General features: G+C 35.8%; 27 protein-coding genes and 1 pseudogene. 9 read left to right on the top strand and 19 right to left on the bottom strand.

From position 1 onward, the window contains the following. Positions 1-294: 294 nt before the first annotated feature. Positions 295-1686 (bottom strand): aldehyde dehydrogenase, encoded by a 1392-nt coding sequence (locus tag QN089_RS02830; RefSeq protein ID WP_068455345.1) that lies wholly within the window; start codon positions 1684-1686, stop codon positions 295-297. A 110-nt stretch (positions 1687-1796) separates the two neighbouring features. Between QN089_RS02830 and QN089_RS02825 the strand changes: the two genes are divergently transcribed. Then, positions 1797-3965 (top strand): YhgE/Pip domain-containing protein, encoded by a 2169-nt coding sequence (locus QN089_RS02825; protein ID WP_068455348.1) that lies wholly within the window; start codon positions 1797-1799, stop codon positions 3963-3965. A gap of 252 nt (positions 3966-4217) precedes the next feature. Here QN089_RS02825 and QN089_RS02820 read toward each other — a convergent pair whose 3' ends face one another. The 6 genes from QN089_RS02820 to QN089_RS02795 form a co-directional block, all read right to left on the bottom strand. Beyond that, the gene (locus QN089_RS02820; RefSeq protein ID WP_068455351.1) at positions 4218-4649 is read right to left on the bottom strand and encodes a hypothetical protein; all 432 of its coding nucleotides are present in this window, start codon (positions 4647-4649) and stop codon (positions 4218-4220) included. A 128-nt stretch (positions 4650-4777) separates the two neighbouring features. Beyond that, entirely contained in the window at positions 4778-5776 is a 999-nt protein-coding gene (locus tag QN089_RS02815) for an inorganic phosphate transporter (protein WP_068455354.1), read from the bottom strand. A 15-nt stretch (positions 5777-5791) separates the two neighbouring features. After that, a complete protein-coding gene (locus QN089_RS02810) occupies positions 5792-6412 on the bottom strand; it encodes a DUF47 domain-containing protein (protein ID WP_068455357.1) in 621 nt (206 codons plus the stop codon). A gap of 299 nt (positions 6413-6711) precedes the next feature. Beyond that, positions 6712-7293, bottom strand: coding sequence for a histidine phosphatase family protein (locus tag QN089_RS02805; RefSeq protein WP_068455359.1), 582 nt, complete (start codon positions 7291-7293; stop codon positions 6712-6714). Positions 7294-7321: 28 nt separating this feature from the next. Further along, on the bottom strand, positions 7322-8077 hold the full coding sequence (locus QN089_RS02800; RefSeq protein ID WP_068455362.1) for a thermonuclease family protein: 756 nt from the start codon (positions 8075-8077) through the stop codon (positions 7322-7324). Positions 8078-8082: 5 nt separating this feature from the next. Next, complete coding sequence (locus QN089_RS02795) at positions 8083-8613, bottom strand: phosphatidylglycerophosphatase A family protein (protein ID WP_068455365.1); 531 nt, start codon at positions 8611-8613, stop codon at positions 8083-8085. A gap of 99 nt (positions 8614-8712) precedes the next feature. On the opposite strand from QN089_RS02795, the gene QN089_RS02790 reads away from it, so the two are divergent. From QN089_RS02790 to QN089_RS02780, 3 genes are all read left to right on the top strand, one after another. After that, on the top strand, positions 8713-9429 hold the full coding sequence (locus QN089_RS02790) for an alpha/beta hydrolase (RefSeq protein WP_068455368.1): 717 nt from the start codon (positions 8713-8715) through the stop codon (positions 9427-9429). Between the two features lie 75 nt (positions 9430-9504). Beyond that, on the top strand, positions 9505-10017 hold the full coding sequence (locus QN089_RS02785) for a 2'-5' RNA ligase family protein (protein ID WP_068455371.1): 513 nt from the start codon (positions 9505-9507) through the stop codon (positions 10015-10017). A 3-nt stretch (positions 10018-10020) separates the two neighbouring features. Further along, complete coding sequence (locus tag QN089_RS02780) at positions 10021-10470, top strand: GNAT family N-acetyltransferase (protein ID WP_068455373.1); 450 nt, start codon at positions 10021-10023, stop codon at positions 10468-10470. A gap of 70 nt (positions 10471-10540) precedes the next feature. Here the strand turns inward: QN089_RS02780 and QN089_RS02775 are convergent, their stop codons facing one another. From QN089_RS02775 to QN089_RS02765, 3 genes are all read right to left on the bottom strand, one after another. Further along, positions 10541-10843 carry a hypothetical protein gene (locus QN089_RS02775; protein ID WP_068455376.1) on the bottom strand — a complete coding sequence of 101 codons (303 nt, stop codon included), beginning with the start codon at positions 10841-10843 and terminating at the stop codon, positions 10541-10543. Between the two features lie 137 nt (positions 10844-10980). Next, a complete protein-coding gene (gene mgtE / locus QN089_RS02770; RefSeq protein WP_068455379.1) occupies positions 10981-12357 on the bottom strand; it encodes a magnesium transporter in 1377 nt (458 codons plus the stop codon). 275 nt (positions 12358-12632) lie between these two features. Then, positions 12633-13325 carry a class I SAM-dependent methyltransferase gene (locus tag QN089_RS02765; protein ID WP_285215923.1) on the bottom strand — a complete coding sequence of 231 codons (693 nt, stop codon included), beginning with the start codon at positions 13323-13325 and terminating at the stop codon, positions 12633-12635. Between the two features lie 117 nt (positions 13326-13442). Between QN089_RS02765 and QN089_RS02760 the strand changes: the two genes are divergently transcribed. Then, a complete protein-coding gene (locus QN089_RS02760; protein ID WP_068455383.1) occupies positions 13443-13967 on the top strand; it encodes an NUDIX hydrolase in 525 nt (174 codons plus the stop codon). A 39-nt stretch (positions 13968-14006) separates the two neighbouring features. Here the strand turns inward: QN089_RS02760 and QN089_RS02755 are convergent, their stop codons facing one another. From QN089_RS02755 to QN089_RS02735, 5 genes are read right to left on the bottom strand one after another with little or no spacing between them, the layout of a single operon-like run. Further along, complete coding sequence (locus tag QN089_RS02755) at positions 14007-14156, bottom strand: hypothetical protein (RefSeq protein WP_285215922.1); 150 nt, start codon at positions 14154-14156, stop codon at positions 14007-14009. Positions 14157-14159: 3 nt separating this feature from the next. Beyond that, positions 14160-15059 carry an RluA family pseudouridine synthase gene (locus tag QN089_RS02750; protein ID WP_068455385.1) on the bottom strand — a complete coding sequence of 300 codons (900 nt, stop codon included), beginning with the start codon at positions 15057-15059 and terminating at the stop codon, positions 14160-14162. Position 15060: 1 nt separating this feature from the next. Further along, positions 15061-15867 (bottom strand): NAD kinase, encoded by an 807-nt coding sequence (locus tag QN089_RS02745; RefSeq protein WP_068457533.1) that lies wholly within the window; start codon positions 15865-15867, stop codon positions 15061-15063. After that, positions 15867-16544: a GTP diphosphokinase gene (gene yjbM, locus QN089_RS02740; protein WP_068455387.1), complete on the bottom strand. Its 678-nt coding sequence runs from the start codon at positions 16542-16544 to the stop codon at positions 15867-15869. The genes QN089_RS02745 and yjbM overlap by 1 nt, the downstream gene beginning before the upstream one ends. A 20-nt stretch (positions 16545-16564) precedes the next feature. Continuing rightward, positions 16565-16954 carry a UPF0738 family protein gene (locus tag QN089_RS02735; protein ID WP_068455389.1) on the bottom strand — a complete coding sequence of 130 codons (390 nt, stop codon included), beginning with the start codon at positions 16952-16954 and terminating at the stop codon, positions 16565-16567. A 104-nt stretch (positions 16955-17058) separates the two neighbouring features. Between QN089_RS02735 and QN089_RS02730 the strand changes: the two genes are divergently transcribed. From QN089_RS02730 to QN089_RS02715, 4 genes are all read left to right on the top strand, one after another. Beyond that, positions 17059-17649 carry a CYTH domain-containing protein gene (locus QN089_RS02730; protein WP_068455392.1) on the top strand — a complete coding sequence of 197 codons (591 nt, stop codon included), beginning with the start codon at positions 17059-17061 and terminating at the stop codon, positions 17647-17649. A gap of 6 nt (positions 17650-17655) precedes the next feature. Next, positions 17656-18450 carry a lytic transglycosylase domain-containing protein gene (locus tag QN089_RS02725; protein ID WP_285215921.1) on the top strand — a complete coding sequence of 265 codons (795 nt, stop codon included), beginning with the start codon at positions 17656-17658 and terminating at the stop codon, positions 18448-18450. Positions 18451-18863: 413 nt separating this feature from the next. Further along, positions 18864-19268 (top strand): globin domain-containing protein, encoded by a 405-nt coding sequence (locus tag QN089_RS02720; RefSeq protein ID WP_068455398.1) that lies wholly within the window; start codon positions 18864-18866, stop codon positions 19266-19268. Continuing rightward, positions 19265-20086 (top strand): DsbA family protein, encoded by an 822-nt coding sequence (locus QN089_RS02715; protein WP_121175811.1) that lies wholly within the window; start codon positions 19265-19267, stop codon positions 20084-20086. The genes QN089_RS02720 and QN089_RS02715 overlap by 4 nt, the downstream gene beginning before the upstream one ends. A 915-nt stretch (positions 20087-21001) precedes the next feature. Here the strand turns inward: QN089_RS02715 and pepF are convergent. The 4 genes and pseudogenes from pepF to spxA all read right to left on the bottom strand — a co-directional run bounded on the left by pepF (position 21002) and on the right by spxA (position 25409). Continuing rightward, a pseudogene (gene pepF / locus QN089_RS02710) lies at positions 21002-22817 on the bottom strand (oligoendopeptidase F). Between the two features lie 50 nt (positions 22818-22867). Beyond that, entirely contained in the window at positions 22868-23944 is a 1077-nt protein-coding gene (locus QN089_RS02705; protein ID WP_285215920.1) for a competence protein CoiA, read from the bottom strand. 159 nt (positions 23945-24103) lie between these two features. Next, positions 24104-24751: an adaptor protein MecA gene (locus QN089_RS02700; RefSeq protein ID WP_285215919.1), complete on the bottom strand. Its 648-nt coding sequence runs from the start codon at positions 24749-24751 to the stop codon at positions 24104-24106. Between the two features lie 262 nt (positions 24752-25013). Beyond that, positions 25014-25409: a transcriptional regulator SpxA gene (spxA, locus tag QN089_RS02695; RefSeq protein WP_068457536.1), complete on the bottom strand. Its 396-nt coding sequence runs from the start codon at positions 25407-25409 to the stop codon at positions 25014-25016. Positions 25410-25439: the final 30 nt, after the last annotated feature.

Here is a 25439-nt window from a genome sequence, read left to right as displayed (position 1 = left end):
TCAACATAACAAATCCCGTATGATTCGAAAAATCATACGGGATTTGTTCATTCAGATCAATTTTCGCTTCGAAAAATGAATAGAGGTAGGTAAGAAAAGAACGCAACGTCCTGTTGCAAACCCTGCCCCACTACATTACGTAGCGTTCGGGCACGGCTTCAAACTCCTCGTCACTTCATTCCTGTGGGGTTTTTAGCTCACGCTATTCTCGCAGGAGTCGTTTTCTACGCGTTCAATTGATTTGATTATTCGTATTTGAAACATATTATTTTGTTCTGTCCCAGGCTCGATTTTTTATCTTAAAATAGTTTTTACGAGTGTTGCTTTTTGTTTATATGGTGGATACAACAAGTTATTTGCTAATTTAGATGAACGTTTTAGTACTGATTTTTGATGGGTAAATGCTTCAAAACTAGCCTTACCATGATAATTCCCAACACCTGATTCGCCAACACCACCGAACGGAAGGTGCCACGATGCAACGTGCATAATGGTTTCATTAATACAGCCACCACCAAATGCTAATTCATCTAAGAAATATTGAATCGCTTTTTCAGTTTCAGAGAAGAAATAAGCAGCTAATGGTTTAGGTCGACGATTAATTTGATGTATGAGATGTGTTAAATCTGTATAAACAAGAATTGGCAAAATCGGGCCGAAAATTTCGTCTTGCATAATTGGAGAATCCCATGTGATATCTTGTAAAATTGTTGGTGCCATATATAAATCTTCGCGATCTGTTTCACCGCCGAATAAAATGTCACTACGATGTTGTTGTAATAAACCATTTAATCGGTCAAACTGACGTGTATTAATAATACGACCAAAATCTTTACTTTGTTGTGGATTTGAACCATAAAATTTACTTAATACTTTTTTAATTTGACGAATGAAAGGCGCTTTTACGGACTCATGAACAAAAACATAATCTGGTGCGATACATGTCTGACCTGCATTGACGAATTTACCCCATACGACACGTTTTGCTGCCACTTCTAAATTTGCTGTTTGATCAACAATTACAGGGCTCTTACCGCCAAGTTCAAGAACATGTGGTGTTAAACGATTCGCAGCTGCCTTCGCTACAATTTTCCCAACAGCTACACTTCCTGTAAAGAAGATAAAATCAAACGGTGCATGAATCAGTGCATTCGTCTCCTCTTTTTCCCCTTCTACAACCGCGATATATTCTGGTCTAAATGTTTCTTCTAAAATCGTGCGAATAATCTTACATGTCTCTACTGCTGATTCCGATGGCTTCACAACAGCTGTATTCCCACCAATGATTGCACCAATTAGTGGTTCCATTACAAGTTGGAACGGATAGTTGAATGGACCAATAATTAATGTAACACCATATGGATCATGAACAATCATACTTTTACCTGGCTGAAATTGAACAGGTGTTGGAACACTAACTGGATGCATCCATTCTTCTAAATACTTCAAAGCATGACTAATACTCGAATAAATAATGCCAATCTCTGTTGTAAAAGCTTCAAATTCACTCTTACGTAAATCCTTATACAACGCTTGTTTGATTTCTTTTTCGTATTTTGAAATACTCGCTTTTAATGCCTTTAATTGCTGTTTTCGAAAAGCCAGCGTTCTAGTTTCTCCTGAACTATAATAAGTATTTTGCTTTTGAATGATTTGATGGATTTCTTCTGCTGTTACATTGGTCATTCTCATTTCCTCCTTTAATTTCCTAAAATATGTGGTTTTAGTATATCATTGTATAAGTTATTGCTTCAATGTTCACGAATTTGGGTAAATTTTTACAAAGGGGGATTCGTATGAAAAAAATTTGGGGAATCTTTAAAAATGATATGCACCACTTACTAACTAATTGGGTTTCAGCCGCTATTATTGTCGGTTTAATCGTTCTTCCATCGCTATATGCATGGTTAAACATTGCTGCATCCTGGGACCCTTATGGCAATACTAAGAATATCCCTGTAGGTATTGTCAATGAGGATGAAGGAGGCAAGATTGAGAATCAATCTGTCAGAGCAGGGGATGACCTTGTAGCCAACCTAAAGAAAAATAAAGAAATGGATTGGCAATTTTTAAATAAAGATAAGGCTATGGACGAATTAAGAAATGGGGATTTATTTGCTGTTATCGTCGTTCCTAAAGACTTTTCGAAAAAGTTAAGTACCATCACAAATGACTCTCCTCAAAAAGCTCAAATGGAGTACTATGTGAATGAAAAAATTAATTCCATCGCACCTAAAATTACAGATCGTGGAGCTTCTATGCTTGTTACGACCATGAGTAGCAAATTCGTTGGAACAGTTAATGGGACTATTTTCGAACTTTATAACAAATTAGGAATTGACATTCAAAAAAACTTACCTGATATTCAAAACTTTGAAAAATTCATTTTTCAACTTGAAAAAGACTTACCAGGTATTCATAAAGAATTATTAGGTGCTAAAAAGACTGCCAATACTGCTGATCAAATGTTAAAAGAAGCCAAAGCGAAAATACCTGAGGCTGCACAAACAACAACTGAGGGCTTAAATACAGTTACTACGGCCATGACATATGTAACAACTGCTCAAAAAGCGATGGATACTTTAGAGCCTCGTATTGAACAGGATTTAAAAACATTACAAAGCGCCATGCAAGAAATACGTAATATTCGAAAGACGATTGAACAAAGGTCTATTGATACATCTGGACTTGTCCAAAAGCAAAATGCAATTATGGAACAAACAACACAATCCATTAATCGGTTAACTTCAATCGAGAGCGCACTTTTGACCATCAAACGATTCAACCAAGCGAACAAGTTAAACGAAGCAAATGCTACTTTAACACCTGCTATTAAGGACATTCGCGCGACAAAAGCAAGTTTACAAAGTACACAACGTAATATTCGTACACTTGATGCAGATGTAAGCACAGCTAAAAATAACATTCAAACTGCTCAAAAAGAATTAGATGCTTTAGCACAACGTATTACTTCCGAAATGAATCAATTTATTCGTTCTTATCAAAATACGATTTCTCCGGATATCAAAAAAGAACTTGCAAATGCAAAGCAAACATTAACACAAGCACAAAGTATGTTGACAGAATTACAAGTATCATTACCAAAAGCACAATCTGTTTTAGATGAAACAAGTGGTTATGTTAATACTGGACAGACTGCTTTAAACGATGCACTTGGAAAATATCCATTTTTAAAATCGAAAGTGGATGAACTCGCAGGGAAGCTTCGTCAGTTCGATGACAAAGTGGATATAAATAAATTAATTAAACTATTATTAAACAATCCAAATAAAGAAAAATCTTTCTTTGAAGAACCAATTAAATTAAAAGAAAATGCTGTATTCCCTGTTAAGAATTATGGAACTGGTATGACGCCATTCTACGGTGTTCTTTCACTTTGGGTAGGTGGACTCTTACTCATGTCCCTCCTAAGTGTCAATGTAAAAAAACCAGAAAACTATAAATATAGCGAGATTTACTTCGGTAAATTATTAATTTTCTGGGTGATTGGTATTTGTCAAGCGCTCGTTATGTCGAGCGGTACAATTTTAATTATCGGTGTTCAACCTGTTTCACCATTATTCTTTATCTTGTTCTGTGTATTCATTAGTATGGTATTCATGACAATTGTTTATACACTTGTATCACTATTTAATAATGTCGGAAAGGCACTTTCCATTGTATTACTCGTTCTACAATTAGCAGGTGCTGGCGGAACATATCCAGTTGTATTACTACCAAAATTCTTCCAAATCATTAATCCTTTCCTTCCTTTCACCTATGCAATTGAAATGGTACGTGAAGCTGTGGCAGGTATTATTTGGTCAAAGGTCGCATTAGATATGACTGTTCTTATTGGGATTGCAGTTGCATTCTTAATCATTGGTGCTCTGTTCAAAAATCCTGTTAATCGTGGAACTGCACATCTACTCAAAAAGTCAAAAGAATCTGGTTTATTCCATTAGCAAAATGAATGCTAGACAATTTATTAAAAACACGTATAATGAATTACTAGGTGCCAAACCTATCGTTATTCTCTTGTAGAATAACAAAAGTCTTTTTCATAACAGCACGGATTGCTGGAAAAAGACTTCAAGATGAGCGGGGAAAGTTTGATGAGCCCCCGCTCTTTTTATTTTGTCTACATGAAAAAACGAACTGTACAATTGAATGTACAATTCGTTTTTTTATTTAGATTGGGAGAAATCTAAAATGAATTAAAAAAGCGATGTTTGGTTTAGAGCAGCCGACTGAGTGGCTACTGGATTAGACTGTGCAGTATTTTCAACTGCCTCATCTTCTTTGGACGAAGAAGATGAATCTGTTTGCGATGCAAGCGTCTGTATCATCGCAAGTTGTGCTGTAGCTGTCATTAACTGAATCAATTCTTTTGTTGCATTTGTTGTTGTACTTTGTGTTTGTGTTGTTTGACCAAGTTGTTCTTCTAATTGGACAAGTTGTTGTTGGAGGGCACTTGAATCATTAGAAGTTGTCACGCTACTTAATTGCTTTAATAACAACTCAGCAAAGTCTGTAGTTCCTTCTGTTGAAACAGAAAACGATGTTGAATCAGCAGTTGACGTAGATGACGTTTGTAACAACTGACTTAAAAATGCATTCGATTGAATCGAATCAAGTAAAATGGACATAACGAACCCCTTTCTTTATACATTGTACATGACCTGTACAATTCATACTTTATAACGTGAATGTGTCAATCAGATGTCTAAAATAAAAAAGAGGCTTAGGAAAATTCCTAGCCTCATATCATATAAATTTAGAAGAACATGTCTAATATAAAATAAACTACGCCTGCAAATAGTGCTGAAATTGGTAACGTAATAATCCACGTTAAAACAATTTTACGTGCTACACCCCATTTAACACCTTTTACACGTTGCGCTGCACCAACACCCATGATTGCAGAAGAAATAACATGTGTTGTTGATACTGGTAAGTGAATTAATGTCGCACCAAAGATGATTGAAGCAGAAGATAAGTCAGCTGCTACACCATTTACTGGACGAATTTTCATGATCTTACCACCAACTGTTTTAATAATTTTATAACCACCAATTGATGTACCTAGACCCATTGCTAAAGCACAGGCAAAACGAACCCAACCTTGTACTTCATCTGTTGTTTGCCAACCAGCTGCAATTAAAGCCATTGTGATAATACCCATTGCTTTTTGCGCATCATTCGTACCATGTGTGAATGCTTGTAAAGCCGCTGTACCAATTTGAACAGAACGGAAGCCTTTATTTGTTTTATACAGATTAAAGTTTTTAAACAAAATTTTAAATAGACTCATCACAAGGAAACCGACTGTAATTGCAATGAATGGTGATAGAATTAATGCTTGAAGGATTTTAATAAATCCTTCATAGTTTAAAATTGCCCAACCACCAGCTGCAACTGCTGCCCCTGCAATCGAACCGATAATTGCATGTGAAGAACTTGATGGGATACCGAAGTACCATGTAATTAAGTTCCAAGCAATCGCTGAGATAAGCGCTGCTAAAATAACAAGTGTACCATTCCCTAAAGTAAATGGATCGACAATATCTTTGGTAATCGCTTTGGCTACCCCTACGAAAGTAATCGCACCAACAAAGTTCATAATTGCAGCCATTAATACAGCTGTTTTTGGTTTTAAAGCACGCGTCGAGACAGATGTCGCAATCGCATTCGCTGTATCATGGAAACCATTAATAAAATCAAATGCTAATGCAAAGATGACAACGAGTATGGTTAAAATAACAATTGTATCCATAGTTTACCGTCCTACCTATGCATTTCGCATAATGATTGTTTCCATCGTGTTTGCAACGGTTTGGCAATCATCCGCGATATCTTCTAATTGTTCGTAAATATCTTTGAACATAATAATTCGAATTGGATCTTGTTCGTGTAAGAATAGTTGTTTGATTGATACACGTAGTACATCATCACATTTGCTTTCGTAATCTTTAATTAGAATCGCATTTTCACGCATATCTACTAATTTTTTCATTTGTAGTTTTTGCATTGCTTTTACGATTTCATCAGATGATAACATAATATAACTCATGAATGTATTCATTGAATCGTCAATGTCTACTAACGAGAACATATCAAAGTGTGCGATACATTCTTCCATTCCATCTAACACATCATCCATACTATTAGCTAGAGCTAAAATATCTTCACGTTCAATAGGTGTCATGAACGATTTATTTAACATAACGATTAATTCGTGAATTAATTTATCTCCGTCTGTTTCATATTTTTTCATTTGTACGCTGATTTCTGCTAAATCTTCTAACGAGTTGATTCGGAAATCATTTGCATAGTGCATGGCTACTTGCACATTCTCAGCAATCTTTAACAAAATATTGAAAAACGGATCATCTTTTTTACGATTAAACATAAATTCCTCCTGAAAACATATATGTGTTTAGTCTTGCTTGTATTTCTCCATCATATTAACAATTTTTTAGATAAAAAACGCTGAAATTTACATTACTTAATGGAATATTTACATTACTGTAACAAAAGCGTTCACAAAAATGATTTTTTTTTATTAAAATAGCATTTTTTCTTTTTAAGTACATGATTTTATCAATTTTAAAATTTACAAAATATTCATAATTTACATTAAAAATTGGCTTTATATCGTTAAAAAAGAGTTCAAATATTATATTTCAAGAACATTTGAACTCTTTATAACTATATAGTATTTTCAGGTAAATGATGTGTATCATTATAAGCTTCTAACCACCATTCGCCACCTTTTGAATAAATCGTACTTACGCCACCATTCGATAAACGCGCATGTTGTGGAAAGAAATCCGCATTTTGAACAATTTGAAATAATGTATGAATGACTGCACCATGTGCAATTAATGCGACATCTTCATCTGGATAAGCTTCATAAATTTCTTGTAATCCACGTACTAATCTTTTTCGAAACGCTTTAAAACTTTCTTGATTCGGATAATTTTTTCGCGGGTACACTTTAGAGCGTTCTTCATAAGTCATCCCTTCTGCCGCTCCAAATGTTCGCTCACGAAAAGCATCAATTTGGATTAATGGAAGATGTAATTGTTCATTAATGATTTTCGCTGTTTCACTTGCACGTTGTAGTGGGCTTGTAAAAATTGCTTGAATGGCAATGTCTTCAAAAAACTTACCGCATGCTACTGCTTGTTTACGCCCCTCTTCATTTAAAGGTACATCGGTTGCACCTTGTAATTTTCCAGCTCGATTCCAATCTGTCTCACCATGTCTTGCAATATAAATTTTCGTCATTCTTTCACCCCTTTGTCCATTCCCTTGATTAAGGACGAAAAACGCGAATAAACCCTGCCGCCTTCGCCTCTTCTTCAGACATAAATAATTGTTCAGGGTTCACCTGATCATAATTTGGATCGCCTGGCTTATAATATCTCTTTTCGCCCTTCGGATTAATATTTCCTTTAATCTGATGTGCTAATAAATTAGGTTCTGTTACTAATTGAACGGATTCTACCTGTTTCCCAGGTTGCCAATGCGGAATCGCCTCTGCATGAAATCCCTTCTTTGTTACATAACCTGCATATCGCCAAATTCCCCTTTTCGCCTGTTTTGCTTCTTCTTGAAAGGCATAAAATTCATCGACATATTGTGCTTGTTTGGTATAAACATACCCCACTCTAGCATAACCTGAACGAAGTAATAATTCTTGTATGGACTGTCCATCCGCATAGACATATGCAAGTAAACGACCATAGCGATCTTCTCTCTCTTCATTCCGATCAAACATAATAGAGACAACTTGTGCATTTTGTATGAGTATACGACTTAACTGTTGTGCTTCTCTTGCAAAAGGCTGCTCTCCAATACGCTTGTGGTACATTTCTGGTGTATCAATTAATAAAAAACGCACTTTTTTTATTTGTCCGTTATAACGCACTTTCATTGTATCGCCATCCATCACGCTAACGACTTCTACTTTTTCACCAATGATGTATTGTTCTTGCTGTGGTGCTAGCTTACGCATATACACCACAACAATCATGAGTAGAATAATAATACTAATCACAATGAACAACACGAACGTTACTCCATAATAAGAAGAGCGGCTTCTTCTTCATCGCGAATACGATGCGCTAAACGAGATGAAGCAGCTGCTGCAATGGCACCAACTAAATCATCTAAAAATGTATGCACGCCTTCTCCTGCTTTTGTATCTAATTTTTTAATAACACCAATTTTATGTTTATCCAAATGTCCATACGTTGTTACACCAATACTACCATATGTTAAAACAGCGCCAAGTGCGATAGTTTCATCTACACCAAACAACCCTTCGTCTGTTTCAATAATTTGTTGTAGTGGTTGTGATAATTGCTTTTTCTCAGCTAGTTCATCTAATTCAATACCTACTAATAATGCATATTGAATTTCACGTTTTCGAAGTACTTTATCTACTGCCTCTACACAGCGTTCTAATGTTAATCCTTCATTATATGTATATTGCATCTCATATACAATTTCTGCGATATCCATTAGTGTAACACCACGACGTTCTAGTGCTGCACGTGCAGCGATGGATACGTCTGCCGATAAAACAGGTTGTTTTCGGTTCATTTCTATTACCTTCTCTCTTGTTAATCTGAACTTGATGAAAGTCATCTTCTTCTATGATACAATTTCCCTACAAATTATTAAAGGAGTGCTTTTTAGGATATGGGTTCTATTACGACCGAATTATTTTTTAGTGACGCTTTACAAGAGGAATTAAAGTTATTAATTTATACACCAGCTGATTTCACACCAATGTTGTCATATCCTGTAGCTATTGCTTCAGATGGCAATGATTATTTTCAACTAGGTAGTCTTTCGCGTATTTTAGACGAAAAAATTGAAGATGGTGATATTGATGAACATGTCGTTGTGGGTATTCCTTATAAAAGTGTAGAAGACAGACGTGAAAAATATATGCCAAGCGGTAAAAAACATGAAGCTTACCTTACTTTTTTAGCACATGAATTGATACCTTATTTACAAGAACATTACGCTGTATCCGATGTAGCAGATGAACATATTTTAATGGGTGACTCTCAAGCTGCAACTGTATCATTACTTGGTTTAATTCGTTACCCAGAAGTTTTCCAACAAGCCATTTTACATTCACCTCAGATTACAGATGAAGTGCTTCATTATGTTCAAAATATTCCAGAAGGTATTGATTATCATATTTATCATGCAATTGGTACAGGAGAATATGAAGTACATACAAAAGATGGACAGATTAAAGACTTTTTAACTCCAAACCGTACATTAAAAAATGCACTTCATCAACGAAAAATTGATTATAATTATGTCGAATTAGAAGGAAATCATACCTGGAAAACGTGGAAACCAGACCTTCCAAATGCGATTATGCGAATTTTTCATAAATAGTGTGTCGCATTTCAGCTATTTTCCTTCATCATTTGCTATACTAACTATATAAATATGTTAATGGAGGTAGTTATTATGAAATATGGTATTGTTGCTTTTCCTTCTAAGGAAGTTCAAGATTTTGCAAATGGTTATCGCATGCGTTACGATTCACACTACGCTCAAATTCCACCTCACATTACGCTTCGCGGGGAAGTAGAGACGGATGAAGCAGGACTAAAAGAAGTAGCGAATCGTTTATTTGATGTAACAAAAGATGCAAAGGCATTTCATATATCCGTTCCAAAAGTGGGTACGTTTAAACCGATTAATAATGTCATCTATTTAAAAGTAGATGCAGATGAAGCACTTTATGATTTAAACAAAGCACTACATGTTGAAGACTTCGGTGGACCTGCACAGTATCAATATGTACCTCATATTACGTTAGCACAAGGTATTACAGCAGATGAATTAGAAGATATTTATGGACAATTACGTATGACACAAATCAATTTCTCTGAAGAAATTGATCGCATTCACTTACTTTATCAACTTGAAAATGGCTCTTGGACTGTGTACGAAACATTCCGTCTACAAAAGGACTAATTCATGGTAACAAACATTACCGTTACACTGGTTCATACAGATAAAGAATTGGAAGATGCGTTCTTTGTTCGACAAGAAGTATTTGTAAAGGAACAGGGAATTCCTCTTCCTTTAGAACGCGATGAATATGATGATGAATCTCAGCACATTGTTGCCTACCACGAAGGACAACCGATTGCTGCTGGTCGCGTCCGTCTGATTGATTCATCAATCGCAAAAGTCGACCGCATTTGCGTATTACCTGCTTTCAGAAGACAACAAGTGGGTGTACGTATGATGCAAAAATTAGAAGGTTACGTCACACAACTTCCAGAGTCAGTCCATATCCAAACGATTAAAATCTTCGCACAGACACATGCAGTTCCTTTTTATGAGAAAATGGACTATCATGTGACATCACCTGAATTTATTGATGGTGGTATTCCATATCGCGCAATGGAAAAACGTTTATAAAACAAATAAGCATGTCATGTACACTTTTCAGTGTCCACGGCATGCTTATTTTTTCGCATATTCATTTATATTAAGCATAGGTACTCACAATGTATCCCTTCCCTGTAATTTCAGCAATTGTTTTTTCTTCAGGTTTTTTAATAAGCACAGGTTTCATAGGCGGAAACGGTAATACATCCTGTTCACGTTCCGTCTCTCTTTCCGTCTCTTCAAAAATACGATCCATAGTTCGCTCACGACTTTTTTCAGAACGTGTTTGCTTTCGAACTATCTCTACAGCCATAATTTGTCCATAAGGTTCTGACAAACTAGCCCTTTGAATGTTCGCATATTGTATAGACTGATACGGTGTAATTGGTAGAATATAGCCCATACCTATCTCCTCCTTCTTACAAACTAATACCCGATTATTATATTTTTAACACATGAAGAATTAAATTTTCTGTGTTTTCAACCTTTAATATAAAAAAGTGAAGAATCGCAAGCTATTGCGACTCTCCACTTTTTTGATTACATTAATCTATCGATAAATACAGTCGCAATACCTAAATAAATTAAGATGGATGTAATATCATTTAATGTTGTAATGAATGGACCAGAAGCTACTGCTGGGTCAATTTTTAAACGATGCATTAATAATGGAATAATCGAACCTGCTACTGTTGCGACAAAGATTGAACAAGCAATCGCTGTTGCAACTAATAAACCAAGTAGCGCTTCACTTTGCCATAAATAGACGATTAAAAAGGCTACAATCCCACAAACAATTCCCATAATGACACCTGTTAAACCTTCACGCACTAATAACTTCATCTTACTTTCTTCTTCTACATCACCTGTCGCAATACCGCGTACAGCTACCGCTAATGCTTGTGTACCACTATTACCTGAAGTACCGCCAATTAGTGGAATGAAAGCAGCCAGTAAAGCTACTTTTTCTAATGTAACGGTGAATAAATCAATTAAATTCGCTGTTAACATACCTAATAATAGTAAAATTACAAGCCATGGTAAACGCTTTTTAGCCGCTTGGAATGGATTCGTATCGAATGTATCCATATCCGAAACACCGGCCAGTTTTGAGTAGTCTTCACTCGCCTCTTCATCGATAACGTCGATAATATCATCGACTGTAATAATTCCAAGCATTTCACCTTGTGAATTAATAACGGGAACTGCTAAGAAGTTATAGTCTTTCATTACTTGTGCAACATCTTCTTGGTCATCCGTTACATTCACACTTACGACACGCTCATTCATAATATCGTGAATGAGTGTATCTTCTGTTGCAATAATTAAATCTCGTAAAGAAATAACGCCTACTAAATGATTAGCATCATCCACAACGAAAATATAGTAGATGGTTTCGGCATCTGGTGCTGCATTACGCAAAATATTCATCGCAGAGCGAACTGTTGAATTCGCTGGAATACTTACATATTCCGTCGTCATAATCGAACCTGCTGTATGTTCTTCGTAGTATAATAAATCGCGAATGTCTTCCGCTGATTTTTGGTCCATTATTTTTAAGAAATGGCTAACACGATCTTGTCCTAATTCATTTAATACGTCTACCGCGTCATCCGTATACATCTCTGAAATCATCTGAGCTGCATACGTACTTTCCATCTCATCAATGAAAGGTAAGTAGTTTTCATCATCTAACTCTAAAGCCTCGAACACCGTTGACATCTCTTTCGGGGACAAGTATTGATAGATGATCTGTCGTATATCTGGGCCCACCTTCTCATAAAACTGTGCCTGATCATATGGATGCAGCGCTAAATACTCCTCACGAAAAGCATCTGTCTCACCTGTTTGCAACAAGTCACGTAAATGTTCTTCATCGTATTGCACTTCATCTTTTTCCATTTTTTCGTCCATCATGCATGTCCCCTCCTCTCGGGCTCTTGTTATTTGTTTATGAAGATTCATTTAGATTTCGAGGAAGTCTAAATGTATCAGAACCAATCTTCATAAATGTGCCTTTTTTAAAGCACTTACTAATAATAGTGCTTTAAATAGAAAATGTGAACCTTTTTTTCAAACATCCACAACTATCTATACTATCACTGCTCTCTACTACTTCTCAACTGTTAAGCCAATAAAAAAAGAACCTTTACTTTATGTTCACAATAAAATAAGATTTTTTACTCAAATGGTTATCGAATTTTCACATAGTAAGAAGCAGTGATAACATGTGTTTTTTCATAATGATAAAGGAGTGATAAGCCGTACTGCTGGAGTAATGCTACAACTTCTTCATCTGTAATAGGCACTAACTGCTCGCCAATTGACGCACGAAACTTCTCCCACTCTTTCTCCGCTGCGCCTTTTCGTAACATGCCTACACGCCAAACATCGAGTTGTTGTTCAAAATCTGCACGACCAATCTTCCCATTTATACTCGATAAGAATAGTGTACCCCCTACTTTTAAACGCGCGGAAATCGCTTGAATCAATTGGCGTTTTTCATCGTCTGTCTGTAAAAAGTGGAGAACGAGATGACAGGTGATAAGATCGACTGCATCCACCTCTACTTCATGGAAAGGTTTTGCAATGTACTGAATATCTGCTTCTTTCCCTTCTTGTATTAGACGATATTTCGCAAGTTCAAGCATTTTTTCTGATGGATCAATTGCGAAATAACATGCTTTCGGTAAAACATCAATGAGTGTACTCAGTTCCTGTCCTCCACCAGCACCAACAATGGCGACGGAATGAACTTCTCGACAATCGGTTACAACAATATCTTGCATCACTTCAAAAATCGATGCATAGTTTAAAATACGTTTTCGAATTGTTTCGTTGTACTGCATGGCTTTGTCATGCTCCCACTGGAATGGATTCCCCATGTGTGCCAACTCCTTTTCTTATGAAAATCACCGTGAAACCTCTATACTACATGTTATACCCTTTTCATTATTGTAATCATTTCAAAATAGAAGTGCGAATACGAGAGGTGGAACATCATGGAAGAATTTTTTGATATTTATAATCGAGATCGTATAAAGCAACACCGACAAGTAAGGCGCGGTGACCCACTTCCACCGGAAGATTTACACATGGTCATTCATGTCTGTATTTTTAACGAACGTGGTGAATTACTTATTCAACAACGACACAAAACTAAAAATAGTTGGGCTAATCTGTATGATGTAAGTTGCGGTGGCGCAGCACTTGTAGGCGAAACAAGCCAACAAGCAGCGGAGCGTGAATTGTATGAGGAGCTTGGTATTATGTATGATTTTTCAGAGATGCGTCCTCAATTAACGATGAACTTCACACGTGGTTTTGATGATTACTATATTATTGAATCATTTGTAGATGTTCACACATTACAACTACAAGAAGATGAAGTGCAAGAAGCACATTTTGCGACAAAAGAGGAAGTATTACAATTGCTACGAACAGAACAATTTGTACCTTATTTTGAAAGCTTTATTCACTTATTATTCGAAGCCAAAACAGCTTACGGTTCTGTTAAAAATCAATAAAAAAAGAGATGCGGAGGAAATTCCTCTGCTTCTCTTTGGTTACTTCAAAATTGAAAAGATCAAGTCACCTTGGGATTCTGGTTCATAGCCATTCTTTTCAGGTTCAGCAGCTGTCTTGTTTTGTGCGATGAAGAAAGCACCCCCAACAAGACATAAACTAACAATTAGTAAACTTATTTTCTTTTTCATCATTTACTCTCCTTTTAGTTGAGCGATTTCAGCTGGTAATACAGCTTCAAATATAATCGGCTCGTTCGTAATCGGATGCGCAAGTGATACATAGACACAATGCAGCGCCTGACGCGATAAAAAGACTGTGCTTCCACCATATAATTCATCCCCAACAAGTGGATGACCGATCGATGCCATATGGACACGAATTTGATGTGTACGTCCTGTATAAAGCTTTAATCGAACGTGCGTCATCGGCTGTCCCTCTTTTGTAAATCGTTTTAGAACAGTATAAGCCGTATGTGCGTATTGACCATGCTCTGAAACTGTACGTTCCACCATGCTCGCCTCTTTTCGAGCAATTGGTGCAATAATTTCTGCCTGATCTTGCTCGACATGTCCTTCCACAATTGCTTCATATTCACGATGAATCTCATGCTTTTTTTGACGTTCCGATAGAATGTAATGAATGTAGCTGTGCTTTGCAACACACATTAATCCTGAAGTATCACGGTCTAAACGGTTTACAATATGTACCGTTGACGCAATGTTCTTCTTCTGAAAATAATGCACTAAACGACTTGCGACACTATCCTCCTGATGTAAATAAGAAGGGATGGTCGCAAGTCCCTCTGGCTTATTTAAGACGATAATTTCTGCATCTTCATACACAATATCGAGTGACTTTGAACTCGGTTGAATATGTTCACTCGGCTGTTCTAACGGAAAATAAATCGTCACAAGGTCGCCTACCGATAGCATATGTCGCACTGTCTTTTCTTCGTTATTGACAAGTAATTGTCCACCGCGATGTTTAATCGCTGTTAATCCTTTTTTAGAAATTCCAAAAGAAGAAAGAGCCTCGCGTAGAAGCTCTTCTTTTGTTGCTTGAAATTGAATCGAATATCGTTGTTCTGTCATATTAATCCTTTAAATCGCTATCGATGAATGAATCATGTACACGTTGCCAGAATGGGAATGCTTTAAATCGAGCAAAACGTACTTTTTCTTCTGCGACACGATATTGTATTGATTTTACATTTTTGTGTAGTAATTGTACATGGTCTACCGTTACCATAAAGTCTTCCGCCTGAACGGGCTTTAAAACACATGTATGATGTGCCGGCAAAATAAGCGATGAACCAACTGTACGGAATACACGATTGTTAATCGAAGCCATCTCTGTAATTTGGAAACCTTCTAATGATGGGTGCAAAATCGCACCGCCTAGCGCCTTGTTATACGCTGTACTACCCGACGGTGTTGATACACAAAGACCATCTCCGCGGAAACGTTCGAAACGTCGTCCATTTAATTCGACGTCCATCACAAGTGTGACTTCAGGTGATTTAACCGTCGATTCATTCAGCGCAAGGTATGTAAAATTCTCGTCTGAATTTTGATAGTTAATCGTCACTTCAAGAAGCGGATATTCAATCGCACGAAACTCCTTTTTCGAAATCGCAATGACTAGCTTTTCTAATTCTTCTGGTTGCCAATCTGCATAAAAACCTAAATGTCCTGTATGAATGCCTACAAAAGCAACTTCAGATAACATATGTGTGTAACGATGGAATGCATGAAGTAATGTCCCATCTCCACCAATTGATAACACAATATCCGGCTTTTCTTCATTTAATTCTAAACCAAAATCAGTTAAATGCGTAATCGCTCGCTCTGCTAGTTCGTTTGATGTTTGGTCGTTTCTAGATTGAATAGCGAATCTCATCATGACGATTGATCCCCTTTCTCCTCATCAGATTCTACGTTCGGCTTCGTTAACTCTTTATACTCTGTAAAATATTGCTGTGCTTCATGAATTTCATTTCGAATAAGCGACATTTCTTCATCTAAACGAAATGCGGCTTCTGCTGCAAACTGCAAGCGCTTCATAATTTCTTCAGGAAACTCACCTTTATATTTATAATTTAATGAATGCTCAATTGATGCCCAAAAGTTCATCGCCAATGTACGAATTTGAATTTCAGCTAAAATTTTCATTTCGCCTTTAATCGTTGCAACAGGATATTCAATAATTACATGATAAGAACGATATCCACTTGCTTTTACATTAGTAATGTAATCTTTTTCTTCTATAATCTTTAAATCATTTCGCTGACGAAGTAGCTCAATGACCGTATGAATATCATCGACAAATTGGCACATGATGCGAACACCTGCGATATCTTGTAGTTCATGTGCTAATTTTGTAGATGGCTCAAAAACAAGTCCTTTTTCTAACGTTTTATCGTAAATACTTGCGAGCGGCTTCACACGTCCTGTCACAAACTCGATTGGTGACGTTTGATTCGTCTTTTGAAATTGTGTACGAATGCCTTTTAGTTTAATTTTTAATTCGTCTACGGCTTGTTTATAGGGCTGCAAAAATCGATCCCATTGTCCCATGACAAGACCCCCTTAACGTCTTAGGCTTCTGCTAAAATTGCTGAGAATGCTTCTTCAACAGCTGTGACAAAAGCTTCTCCATAATTTGAATTTCCTTCTATATTAAATAACAATGCTTGCAATTCTTCAAACATTCCTGTTAATGTGATTGCTTCTTCTCCAATGACAACAGCTGGATCTTGTTCTTGTTGAATCATTTGGACTAATGCATCCCACGAAGATTGTTGAAATACGAAATAACTAAATGCATCATTTTCATCAATGACATAAATAAAAGCCATCTCATCTGAATCTGTAATGACGCGATTCGCTGGCTGCCACTGTCCTTCTGGTGCAGTTGTTAATGTGAACTGAATAGCTCCTTCATTATTTGAGCCTTCATGAATTAAATACGTTTTTCTCACTGTCATCTTCCCTTCCGATTATCTCTCGTATATTTTATCATAAGACAGTAGTATTATTACAGTAACATTCCATTTTTCGTAGACAACTGATTTGAAAGGATGATTCCACTATGTCGCAAGAATTAGAAATTGAATTTAAAAATTTACTTACACCATCTGAATTTGAACAATTAATCGCACATTTCCATGTAAAACCAGAAGCTTTTCACTTACAACACAATCATTATTTTGATACAAAAGAACAAGCACTTCGCCACTTAAAATCCGGACTTCGCATTCGTCAAACACCGACGAAAAACGAAGTAACATTAAAAGAACCAACGAATGGTATTGCACTAACAGAAACGACTGATTCTCTCACATTAGATGAAGCAGAGGCTATTTTACAAGGAACTCAAGATTTCCCTGAAGGTGACGTAAAAAATAGACTACAATCTCTACACATTGACAGCAAAGAATTACAAAAAATCGGTACACTTTCAACAAATCGTGCCGAAATAAAGTATAAAGGCGGTTTATTGGTGTTTGATCATTCACAATATGCCGACCAAGAAGACTACGAGTTAGAATATGAAGTACAAGACGAAGTAAGTGGTCGATTCATATTCCAAGAACTATTACAATCACTTCACATTCCAATTCGCCCAGCAAAAAAGAAGCTTGCACGATTTATGCAAGCCATTCAAAACAAAAAGGAGTAAGGTCACATGAATGTATCTGCTTTACAGCAAATGGTTCAATTACAAGCACTTTCTCAAATGACATCTGGTACTCAAGCAAATGCAAGTTCTTCACCTGCTACAGGGGATGCTTCTTTCCAAGCATTATTTAGTCAAGCTTTAGGCGGTCAAACACAGAGTGGTTTATCGACACCTAATTTAACGCAATCACTTGGTTTAACAAACGGGCTAAATTCATTAAGTCAAAATAACGCATCTGCTATGACAGCGATGTTAATTAGCTCACTGAGCGCTTCACTTGCATCTAATTTACTTGGTGGTACATCAGGCGTAGCAAATAATGTCGGAACGAATCCTGCTAATATGTATCAACAATATGTGAATACTTATCAAACGAATGCAGCGAAGACTGACACAATCGCACCAACATCAAGCAGCTCACCTAAGACAAAATATGATGACATCATCAAGAAAGCTTCTGAAACTTATGGCATTCCCGAAAAGATGATTAAAGCCGTAATCAAGCAAGAGTCTGACTTTAACCCAACTGTTAAAAGTTATGCAGGTGCAGCAGGTTTGATGCAGTTAATGCCTGCAACCGCAGCTCATGTAGGTGTAACGGACGTTTATAACCCTGAACAAAACATTATGGGCGGTACAAAATATTTACGTATGATGCTCGATAAATTCGGTGGCGATTATAAAATGATGCTTGCCGCATATAATGCAGGACCTGGGAACGTTATGAAGTATAACGGAATACCACCATTTAACGAGACACAGAATTATGTAAAAAAAGTGATGAATAATTACCAAGCATAATCACATATTAAAACAAAAAGAGACATGCCCATTATAAAATGTCTCTTTTTTTGTGCGAATAAACTTCTCTACATACCTTCCTATTTTATTTCTATAAAATCCTATATTTACTTATTCTCTATTTGTTTTATACTATGTAAGTGTTGTTTTTTCAGACACTCTTTTTCTTTTTACATACTTTGTCTTATTTACGGGACAAATATCAAATTAATCTTACACCATTAGTCATAAAAGACTATTCAGTGTTCTTTTAAAAGAGTGCTGACAGTTAAAAAGTATATATTTTTCGTTCTTTTTTCACATAGTTCTAATGAAATCTTTTCCCTTTTTTCGTATTTCAGAAACCATTTGTTTGAGAAATCCGAAGTCAGTTGATATGATAGATATATAGTTCAAGTAAAGGAGTATGATTCATGACTCAAAGACCGATTATTCCTTACGAGGAAATTGGAGCAGAGACTTTAGATAAGATGTTACATATTTTTTATGCTAAAGTAGCGCAAAATCCAATATTAAAACCAATTTTTCCAGATGATTTTACTGAGACTACTCGTAAACAAATACAATTTCAAACACAGTATTTAGGTGGTCCAAATATATATACAGAAGAACATGGACATCCCATGTTAAAAGCACGCCATATGCCATTCAAAATTACACCTACGCGCGCTCAAGCGTGGTTAGAGTGTATGTCTGAGGCTATGGACGAAGTAGGGTTAGAGGGTAAATTTAGAGAAGTTTATTATAAACGCCTTGTTTTAACAGCCCACCATATGATTAATGCACCTGATGAAGATGAGGAGGTAATGGAGGAGTGACTCATTTACAATTAGTGACGGACCCTGTCTCACCACCGGCATCCTACAGTAAGCCAATCGAATTATATGTATTTATTGATTTACTTCAGCCGAAAAGCAGAGACTTACATGCGATTATTCGTAAATTACAAGTAAACTATGGCCATTACTTTTCAATTCGTTTTATTTTAAGTACTGAGCTGTCTTCATTAAATGTTGCTTGTCATCGTATTAACAACTGTACAAGCCATGAAGAACTTGTTGATTTATCACATCCTGTATTACCTTCAATTGCTGTGAAAGCAGCTGAATTGCAAGGTAAAAAAGTAGGGCACCGTTTTTTAATGAAACTCTTTGAATATCAGATTACGGAAGAAAAAAATATTCGTTCATGCAATACCTTAACGGAAATTGCTAAAGCTGTTTCATTAGATGTTGAAGAATTTGAAGCAGACTTCCGCTCGCTAGAAGCAGCGCGTTCATTCCAAAGTGATTTATGTATTACACATGAGATGGATGTACAAGAAGTACCAAGCTTTGTATTTTTCAATGGCAATATTGAAGATGAAGGACTAAAAGTTTCTGGAACCTATTCTTATGAAATTTACGAGCAAATTTTATCAGAATTACTCGAAGAAGAACTAGTGCAAGCACCACCACCACCATTAGAAGAATTATTTAAAAAATTCCACGTATTATCGGCTGAAGAAGTGGCAAGTTTTTATGACATTTCAGAAAATGCAGCTGATCGTGAATTAAAAAAACGATTACTCCAACAAAAGATTGAACGCATTCATTGTAAACATCATTCGCTATTCCGCTTAAAAACTGCATATTAATTATAAAAAGAACTTTGACGTATCAAAACGTCGAAGTTCTTTTTTATTTATCCAAAATACTTCTGTTGATAAAAAGGAACTCTCCTATGAACAATTTTTATTTTCGCTATTATTTTTATAGGATTTAAATAAATATTCTTTCTACCTAATGTGTTTCATAACAGTTTTCACCATTCAAAAGCGAATATACATATTTATAAAACGTTTTCAAATGATTACTGTTAAGATTTGGACACTTTTTCTTTTCATGTTGATATTCATCGTTCGTTTCTATATAAAACTGTATTACTCTACTCATATCTGTACTATTTTACTTTTCTTAAAAAAATAATACAGATCATAAAACATCTAATTAAGTGATTGATTAAATATTTTATGATCTGTATTTGTTATTAATAAATAAATAAAATTTTTGTTAGGGAATTTTTGTCATCTATAAAAATTACAAAAAAATAAAATGAGCGACTCTACGAGAGCGCTCATTTTCACAAAGGGGATGGGAGAAATGTTCACGTTCAAACAAAGGGGTGTATGTTTGTTTGTGATTTATTTCACACTAGTTACTTTATCACTTATATCGCTATATAGCAATGGTTTTATTTTATTTTCACATTTTAGACACATTGAAAGCGATACCAAAATTACACTTATAAAAACCGATAAAATCCGACAAAATAAACTTCCTTTTTATTTCACAAATACCAAAATAAGTATATTTATTTTCTATGAAATTTATCATAACTTCATTTCCTTTTAGATAAAAATTTATCATGATCTATTTAGAGTATCTTTCATTCTACTTTTTTCTTCTGTGTTCATGTAATTTTAAGACTGTATTATTCAAACTTCTTTGTTTTTTGAATACATATCAAAAAAAGTTGGTTCCACTTCTTCGTGAAACCAACTGAGTATACATTATTTTTCTAAAAGTAATGCTTCTAATTTTTCTAAGTTACGTTCAAATTGATTGAAAGCTAATTGAATTGGTTCAGCAGACTCCATATCAACACCTGCTGCGCGTAATACATTAATCGGTGTATCCGAGCAACCTGCTTTTAAGAAGTTGTTTGTATAACGCTCAACTGCTGGTTGACCTTCATTTAAAATTTGTGTGCTTAATGCAATCGCAGCCGATTTACCAGTCGCATATTGATATACATAGTAATTATAGTAGAAGTGAGGAATACGTGCCCACTCTAATGCAATTTCTTCATCACTAATCATATCCTCACCGAAGTAGAATTTATTCAGTTCATGATATTTTTCAGATAGCGCATCTGCTGTTAATGGTTCACCATTACGGTCCATTTCATGAATCAAATGTTCAAACTCCGCAAACATTGTTTGACGAATAATTGTACCGCGGAACGAATCTAGCCAGTGATTTAAAATATAGATTTTTAATTTCTCATCTTCTACATTTTTCAGTAAATAATCTGTTAGTAACTCTTCATTACACGTTGAAGCAACTTCTGCTACGAAAATTGAATAATCCCCATACACAGCCGGTTGGTTGTTACGTGTATAGTAACTATGAACAGAGTGACCAAATTCATGCACCAATGTATATAGATTATCTAAATTATTTTGCCAGTTCATTAAAATATACGGATTCGTTCCATATGAACCTGAAGAATAAGCTCCACTGCGCTTCCCTTTGTTCTCTACAACGTCTACCCAGCGATTCTCAAGTGCCTCTTTAACAATCCCTACATATTTCATCGCCCATCGCTTCAAAGCTGTTTAACATATGCTCTGTTGCTTTTTCGTATGGCATGTCCATCTTTGTCTCTTTTACAAGTGGTGTATAAACATCCCACATGTGCAGTTCATCGACGCCAAGTACTTCTTTACGTAATTTTAAATAACGGTGCATTAAATGAATATTTTTGTGTACTGTCTCGATTAATTGATCATACACTTTTTCTGGAATATGATTATTCGACATAGCTGCTTGGCGAGCTGAATCATATTTACGAATACGAGCAGATACCGTATGTGCTTTAACATTCCCTGCAAGTGTTGAAGCGAATGTATTTTTGAATTTACCGAATGTCTCGTACATCGCCTTAAATCCTGCTTCACGTACAGAACGATCTGCACTCTCTAAAAAGTGTACATAGTTACCATGTGTTAACTGCACATCATGCCCGTTCTCGTCTTTAATGACTGGGAACTCTAAATCAGCATTATTCAACATACCGAATGTATTAGAAGATGATTGTGTCACTTCACCCATTTGCGCTAAAATCGCTTCTTGCTCTGCTGGTAAGACATGAGCACGCTGTTCATTAATTTCATCTAACTCTTGTTTATATAAGCGTAATGCTTCATTATTTGCTAAGTAGTCTGCGATTTGTTCTTCTGATAATGAAAGAATTTCTGGTGTTAAGAATGAAAGTGCTGTTACTGCTTTCGCTACTAATGAGCTACAGCGACTATCTAGCGCTTGGAATTCACTATTTGTTGTATCTTGATCTGCACGCATATGCGAGTACGCATTTAACTTACCTAAACGTGTATATACTTCATCACGATATTGAAGAACAGCTAACATTGCTTCAGCACCGTCTTTTAATGTACCTTGAAATGCAGGTGCTTGTGTTAATAAGTTTTCTACCTCTGCATATTCCGTATTCCAATCTTCTACTGTCGCAAAAATATCCTCTAAACGCCATGTTAATTCTTCTGGTACTTCATGACGTAATGGCATTTTTTTCACTTCTGTCATCTGCGTAACCCCCTACTTTATACTTGGTTTATTTGTTCTTTTCCATTTTCTCAATTATCAAACTTTAATGCAACATATTGGCGATAAATTTCTTCGGAAATCGAACTAATTTCTAAATCTTGCCATGATAAGGTAGGATTTTCACGTTGAACGAAGTCAATATACGTCCTAATTGCTCGTTCAGGAATACGCCATGTACGATTATGATGATACAATTGCGATGATAAATCTTGTGTCACTCCTGAGCGGATGAAGCAAGTCAGTGCTAATTGCCATTCAACAGGATGAACAGATAACTGGACACTACTTGGGATACCAATCCAATTCGGTAGTGCTTGCAACATAATTTTATGCTCGTAACACAACTTAAAAAAGGAATCTTGAATACCACGACGGTTAAAGCGTAAGCGATTTACTAAATAACGCTCACGTTCTTGCAACCACTGTTCTGCTATTTTTTCTTGTTCAAACGGAATCACTAACTCCAGCGGAAAAGGCTGATGATGAATGGGTGTTCTTTTCGCTGTGGTGAGATAGCGACGACCTGCAATATGAATCAGATGGTCATACATTTGAAGCTGCTCTCTTTCTACATCAAATGTAAGAAGTTGTCGGTTTAATATGAACTGTTGATAAAAAGGAGCTAATTGAACACACTGAATCCCTTCATAAAAAGACGGCTTCGCTTTGACAATCCAGAGTGGTTCAATTCCTAGTTGTTGATAACCTTTATTCCTTTTTGTAAGACGTTTGGGTGTTAAAGCACTACATTGAAATTCAACAGCTATGTATTTATCTTGTTGTTGAATTAATAAATCAGGGCGTTGCTGAATCGCTTTTAGATAAGGTTCCACTAATACCGGAATATGTTGAAATTGTAACCAGCGATATAATGCGTACTTCCCCTGTAAATGAAGTGCTGATTCTCCTTCTGAAAAAACCTGACAATGTTCATTTTTTCGATGCGCAAAATGCGGAATCATGACTTGTCCAATTTTTAAAACCAATTGTTCATGACATGCTGGACAATAAAAATGTTGTGTTTGACGTATTTCAAGCAAGCGCTCTTTGGATAATTCATGCGTTAAATAAACCATCTCTTGTTTTTCAGTTAATGCACTCAGCAATACATGACCCCCTTATCGTGATTTTACTCACTATAAAAGAAGTATTCCTCTTACTCAACTGTTAAAAAAGGGTGCTTTTTAAAAAATAACAGACTAAATCTAACGCAAAAAAAGAACTTCACCATATAAAATGATAAAGTTCTCTAATTTTACTTGTTTTTAAAAATGTTCGCGTGTGATGGCGAAACAATCGCCTTCCATAACCGCTTTTCCGTATTCACGTAGTACGTGAATTGTCTGACTTGAAAGTTTTGCATACTCTAAAATCGGACTTAGGAAATCTTGTTGTAATTCAACATCTACCACTCGTGTGAAGTCAATGTACAAGTAATATCGACCTTCATATACATATAACTCATTCACTTCATCAAAACCACTTGGCATTGATTTTGCTAGCGGAATCAAATCATCAAAGCTCTCTAATTCAAAAACAGCGTCCTCTAACAACTGGAAGGTATCTGTTTCAAAATCTTGTGCATTGGTTGTGAATGGATCGGATTCAAACATATTTGCAAACTGACTTCCCTTGTTTTGTACATCTAACATACCTTCATTAAATAATTCATGTGGTGCATTTACAACTGTCACTGTTAATTCAAGACCGACTTCTTTCGCAACTACTTGAATCCAGAGTGGACCGTTCACTTCAAATTGATCATCGTCAATTTCATCCATCATGACCCAGAATAGTTCTTCGCCTTTATCTCGATTAAACCAAATTTCATCTTTTGTAAAGCCACGTTCTTCTATATCTTTATATGAAATCACAAGTTTTAGAGTATTGTCATTAATGCGTTCTATATCCATACTAAACAACTCCCTTCAGTTAGTTATGACTTACTGCAAATTGCTTACGTGAATAACTAACTCTACTACTTCTATTGTAAGTGTTCAACAGAAAAAAAGAAAAGAAAAAGATTCTATTAGCTATTGTATATGAATTGTAGAAAAGTCTCACATGAAATGCAATCGTTTTGACTTGATTTTTATATTTTAGTACGTCTTTTAAAAACGACGCACTTTAACATAAAAAAACTAGCGCACAATGTATTCACTGTACGCTAGTTTGCTAATTTACCATACGCTGTGCTTCTTGAAGTTGATAAGCACGTACTTTACGTGGTAAGAAACGACGAATTTCATCTTCGTTATAACCTACTTGCAAACGCTTTTCATCTAAAATAATCGGACGACGTAATAAACCTGGGTTATCTTGAATTAATTCATATAACTTTTGTAGAGGTAGTGTTTCTACATCCACTTTTAATTTTTGGAAAGTTTTAGAACGTGTCGAGATGATTTCATCTGTCCCATCTTCTGTCATACGTAAAATTTCTTTGATTTCAGAGATTGTTAGTGGTTCCGCAAAAATATTACGTTCTTTATATGCAATATCATGTTCCTCTAACCAAGCCTTTGCCTTACGACAAGAAGTACAGCTCGGAGATGTAAATAATGTTACCATCATATCTAGCACATCCTTTCAAATGTATAG

It is taken from the genome of Kurthia sp. YJT4 (genome assembly GCF_030219945.1).
GTDB lineage: Bacteria > Bacillota > Bacilli > Bacillales_A > Planococcaceae > Kurthia > Kurthia gibsonii.
Note: the sequence above shows the minus strand (reverse complement) of the source record. Positions and strands in the feature narration are given on the sequence as shown.

Excerpts from the sequence above, each read along its gene's own strand:
- QN089_RS02830 (WP_068455345.1), bottom strand. The coding sequence starts at position 1,686 with ATGACCAATGTAACAGCAGAAGAAATCCATCAAATCATTCAAAAGCAA.
- QN089_RS02825 (WP_068455348.1), top strand. The coding sequence starts at position 1,797 with ATGAAAAAAATTTGGGGAATCTTTAAAAATGATATGCACCACTTACTA.
- QN089_RS02820 (WP_068455351.1), bottom strand. The coding sequence starts at position 4,649 with ATGTCCATTTTACTTGATTCGATTCAATCGAATGCATTTTTAAGTCAG.
- QN089_RS02815 (WP_068455354.1), bottom strand. The coding sequence starts at position 5,776 with ATGGATACAATTGTTATTTTAACCATACTCGTTGTCATCTTTGCATTA.
- QN089_RS02810 (WP_068455357.1), bottom strand. The coding sequence starts at position 6,412 with ATGTTTAATCGTAAAAAAGATGATCCGTTTTTCAATATTTTGTTAAAG.
- QN089_RS02805 (WP_068455359.1), bottom strand. The coding sequence starts at position 7,293 with ATGACGAAAATTTATATTGCAAGACATGGTGAGACAGATTGGAATCGA.
- QN089_RS02795 (WP_068455365.1), bottom strand. The coding sequence starts at position 8,613 with ATGAACCGAAAACAACCTGTTTTATCGGCAGACGTATCCATCGCTGCA.
- QN089_RS02790 (WP_068455368.1), top strand. The coding sequence starts at position 8,713 with ATGGGTTCTATTACGACCGAATTATTTTTTAGTGACGCTTTACAAGAG.
- QN089_RS02785 (WP_068455371.1), top strand. The coding sequence starts at position 9,505 with ATGAAATATGGTATTGTTGCTTTTCCTTCTAAGGAAGTTCAAGATTTT.
- QN089_RS02780 (WP_068455373.1), top strand. The coding sequence starts at position 10,021 with ATGGTAACAAACATTACCGTTACACTGGTTCATACAGATAAAGAATTG.
- QN089_RS02775 (WP_068455376.1), bottom strand. The coding sequence starts at position 10,843 with ATGGGCTATATTCTACCAATTACACCGTATCAGTCTATACAATATGCG.
- mgtE (WP_068455379.1), bottom strand. The coding sequence starts at position 12,357 with ATGATGGACGAAAAAATGGAAAAAGATGAAGTGCAATACGATGAAGAA.
- QN089_RS02765 (WP_285215923.1), bottom strand. The coding sequence starts at position 13,325 with ATGGGGAATCCATTCCAGTGGGAGCATGACAAAGCCATGCAGTACAAC.
- QN089_RS02760 (WP_068455383.1), top strand. The coding sequence starts at position 13,443 with ATGGAAGAATTTTTTGATATTTATAATCGAGATCGTATAAAGCAACAC.
- QN089_RS02755 (WP_285215922.1), bottom strand. The coding sequence starts at position 14,156 with ATGAAAAAGAAAATAAGTTTACTAATTGTTAGTTTATGTCTTGTTGGG.
- QN089_RS02750 (WP_068455385.1), bottom strand. The coding sequence starts at position 15,059 with ATGACAGAACAACGATATTCGATTCAATTTCAAGCAACAAAAGAAGAG.
- QN089_RS02745 (WP_068457533.1), bottom strand. The coding sequence starts at position 15,867 with ATGAGATTCGCTATTCAATCTAGAAACGACCAAACATCAAACGAACTA.
- yjbM (WP_068455387.1), bottom strand. The coding sequence starts at position 16,544 with ATGGGACAATGGGATCGATTTTTGCAGCCCTATAAACAAGCCGTAGAC.
- QN089_RS02735 (WP_068455389.1), bottom strand. The coding sequence starts at position 16,954 with ATGACAGTGAGAAAAACGTATTTAATTCATGAAGGCTCAAATAATGAA.
- QN089_RS02730 (WP_068455392.1), top strand. The coding sequence starts at position 17,059 with ATGTCGCAAGAATTAGAAATTGAATTTAAAAATTTACTTACACCATCT.
- QN089_RS02725 (WP_285215921.1), top strand. The coding sequence starts at position 17,656 with ATGAATGTATCTGCTTTACAGCAAATGGTTCAATTACAAGCACTTTCT.
- QN089_RS02720 (WP_068455398.1), top strand. The coding sequence starts at position 18,864 with ATGACTCAAAGACCGATTATTCCTTACGAGGAAATTGGAGCAGAGACT.
- QN089_RS02700 (WP_285215919.1), bottom strand. The coding sequence starts at position 24,751 with ATGGATATAGAACGCATTAATGACAATACTCTAAAACTTGTGATTTCA.
- spxA (WP_068457536.1), bottom strand. The coding sequence starts at position 25,409 with ATGGTAACATTATTTACATCTCCGAGCTGTACTTCTTGTCGTAAGGCA.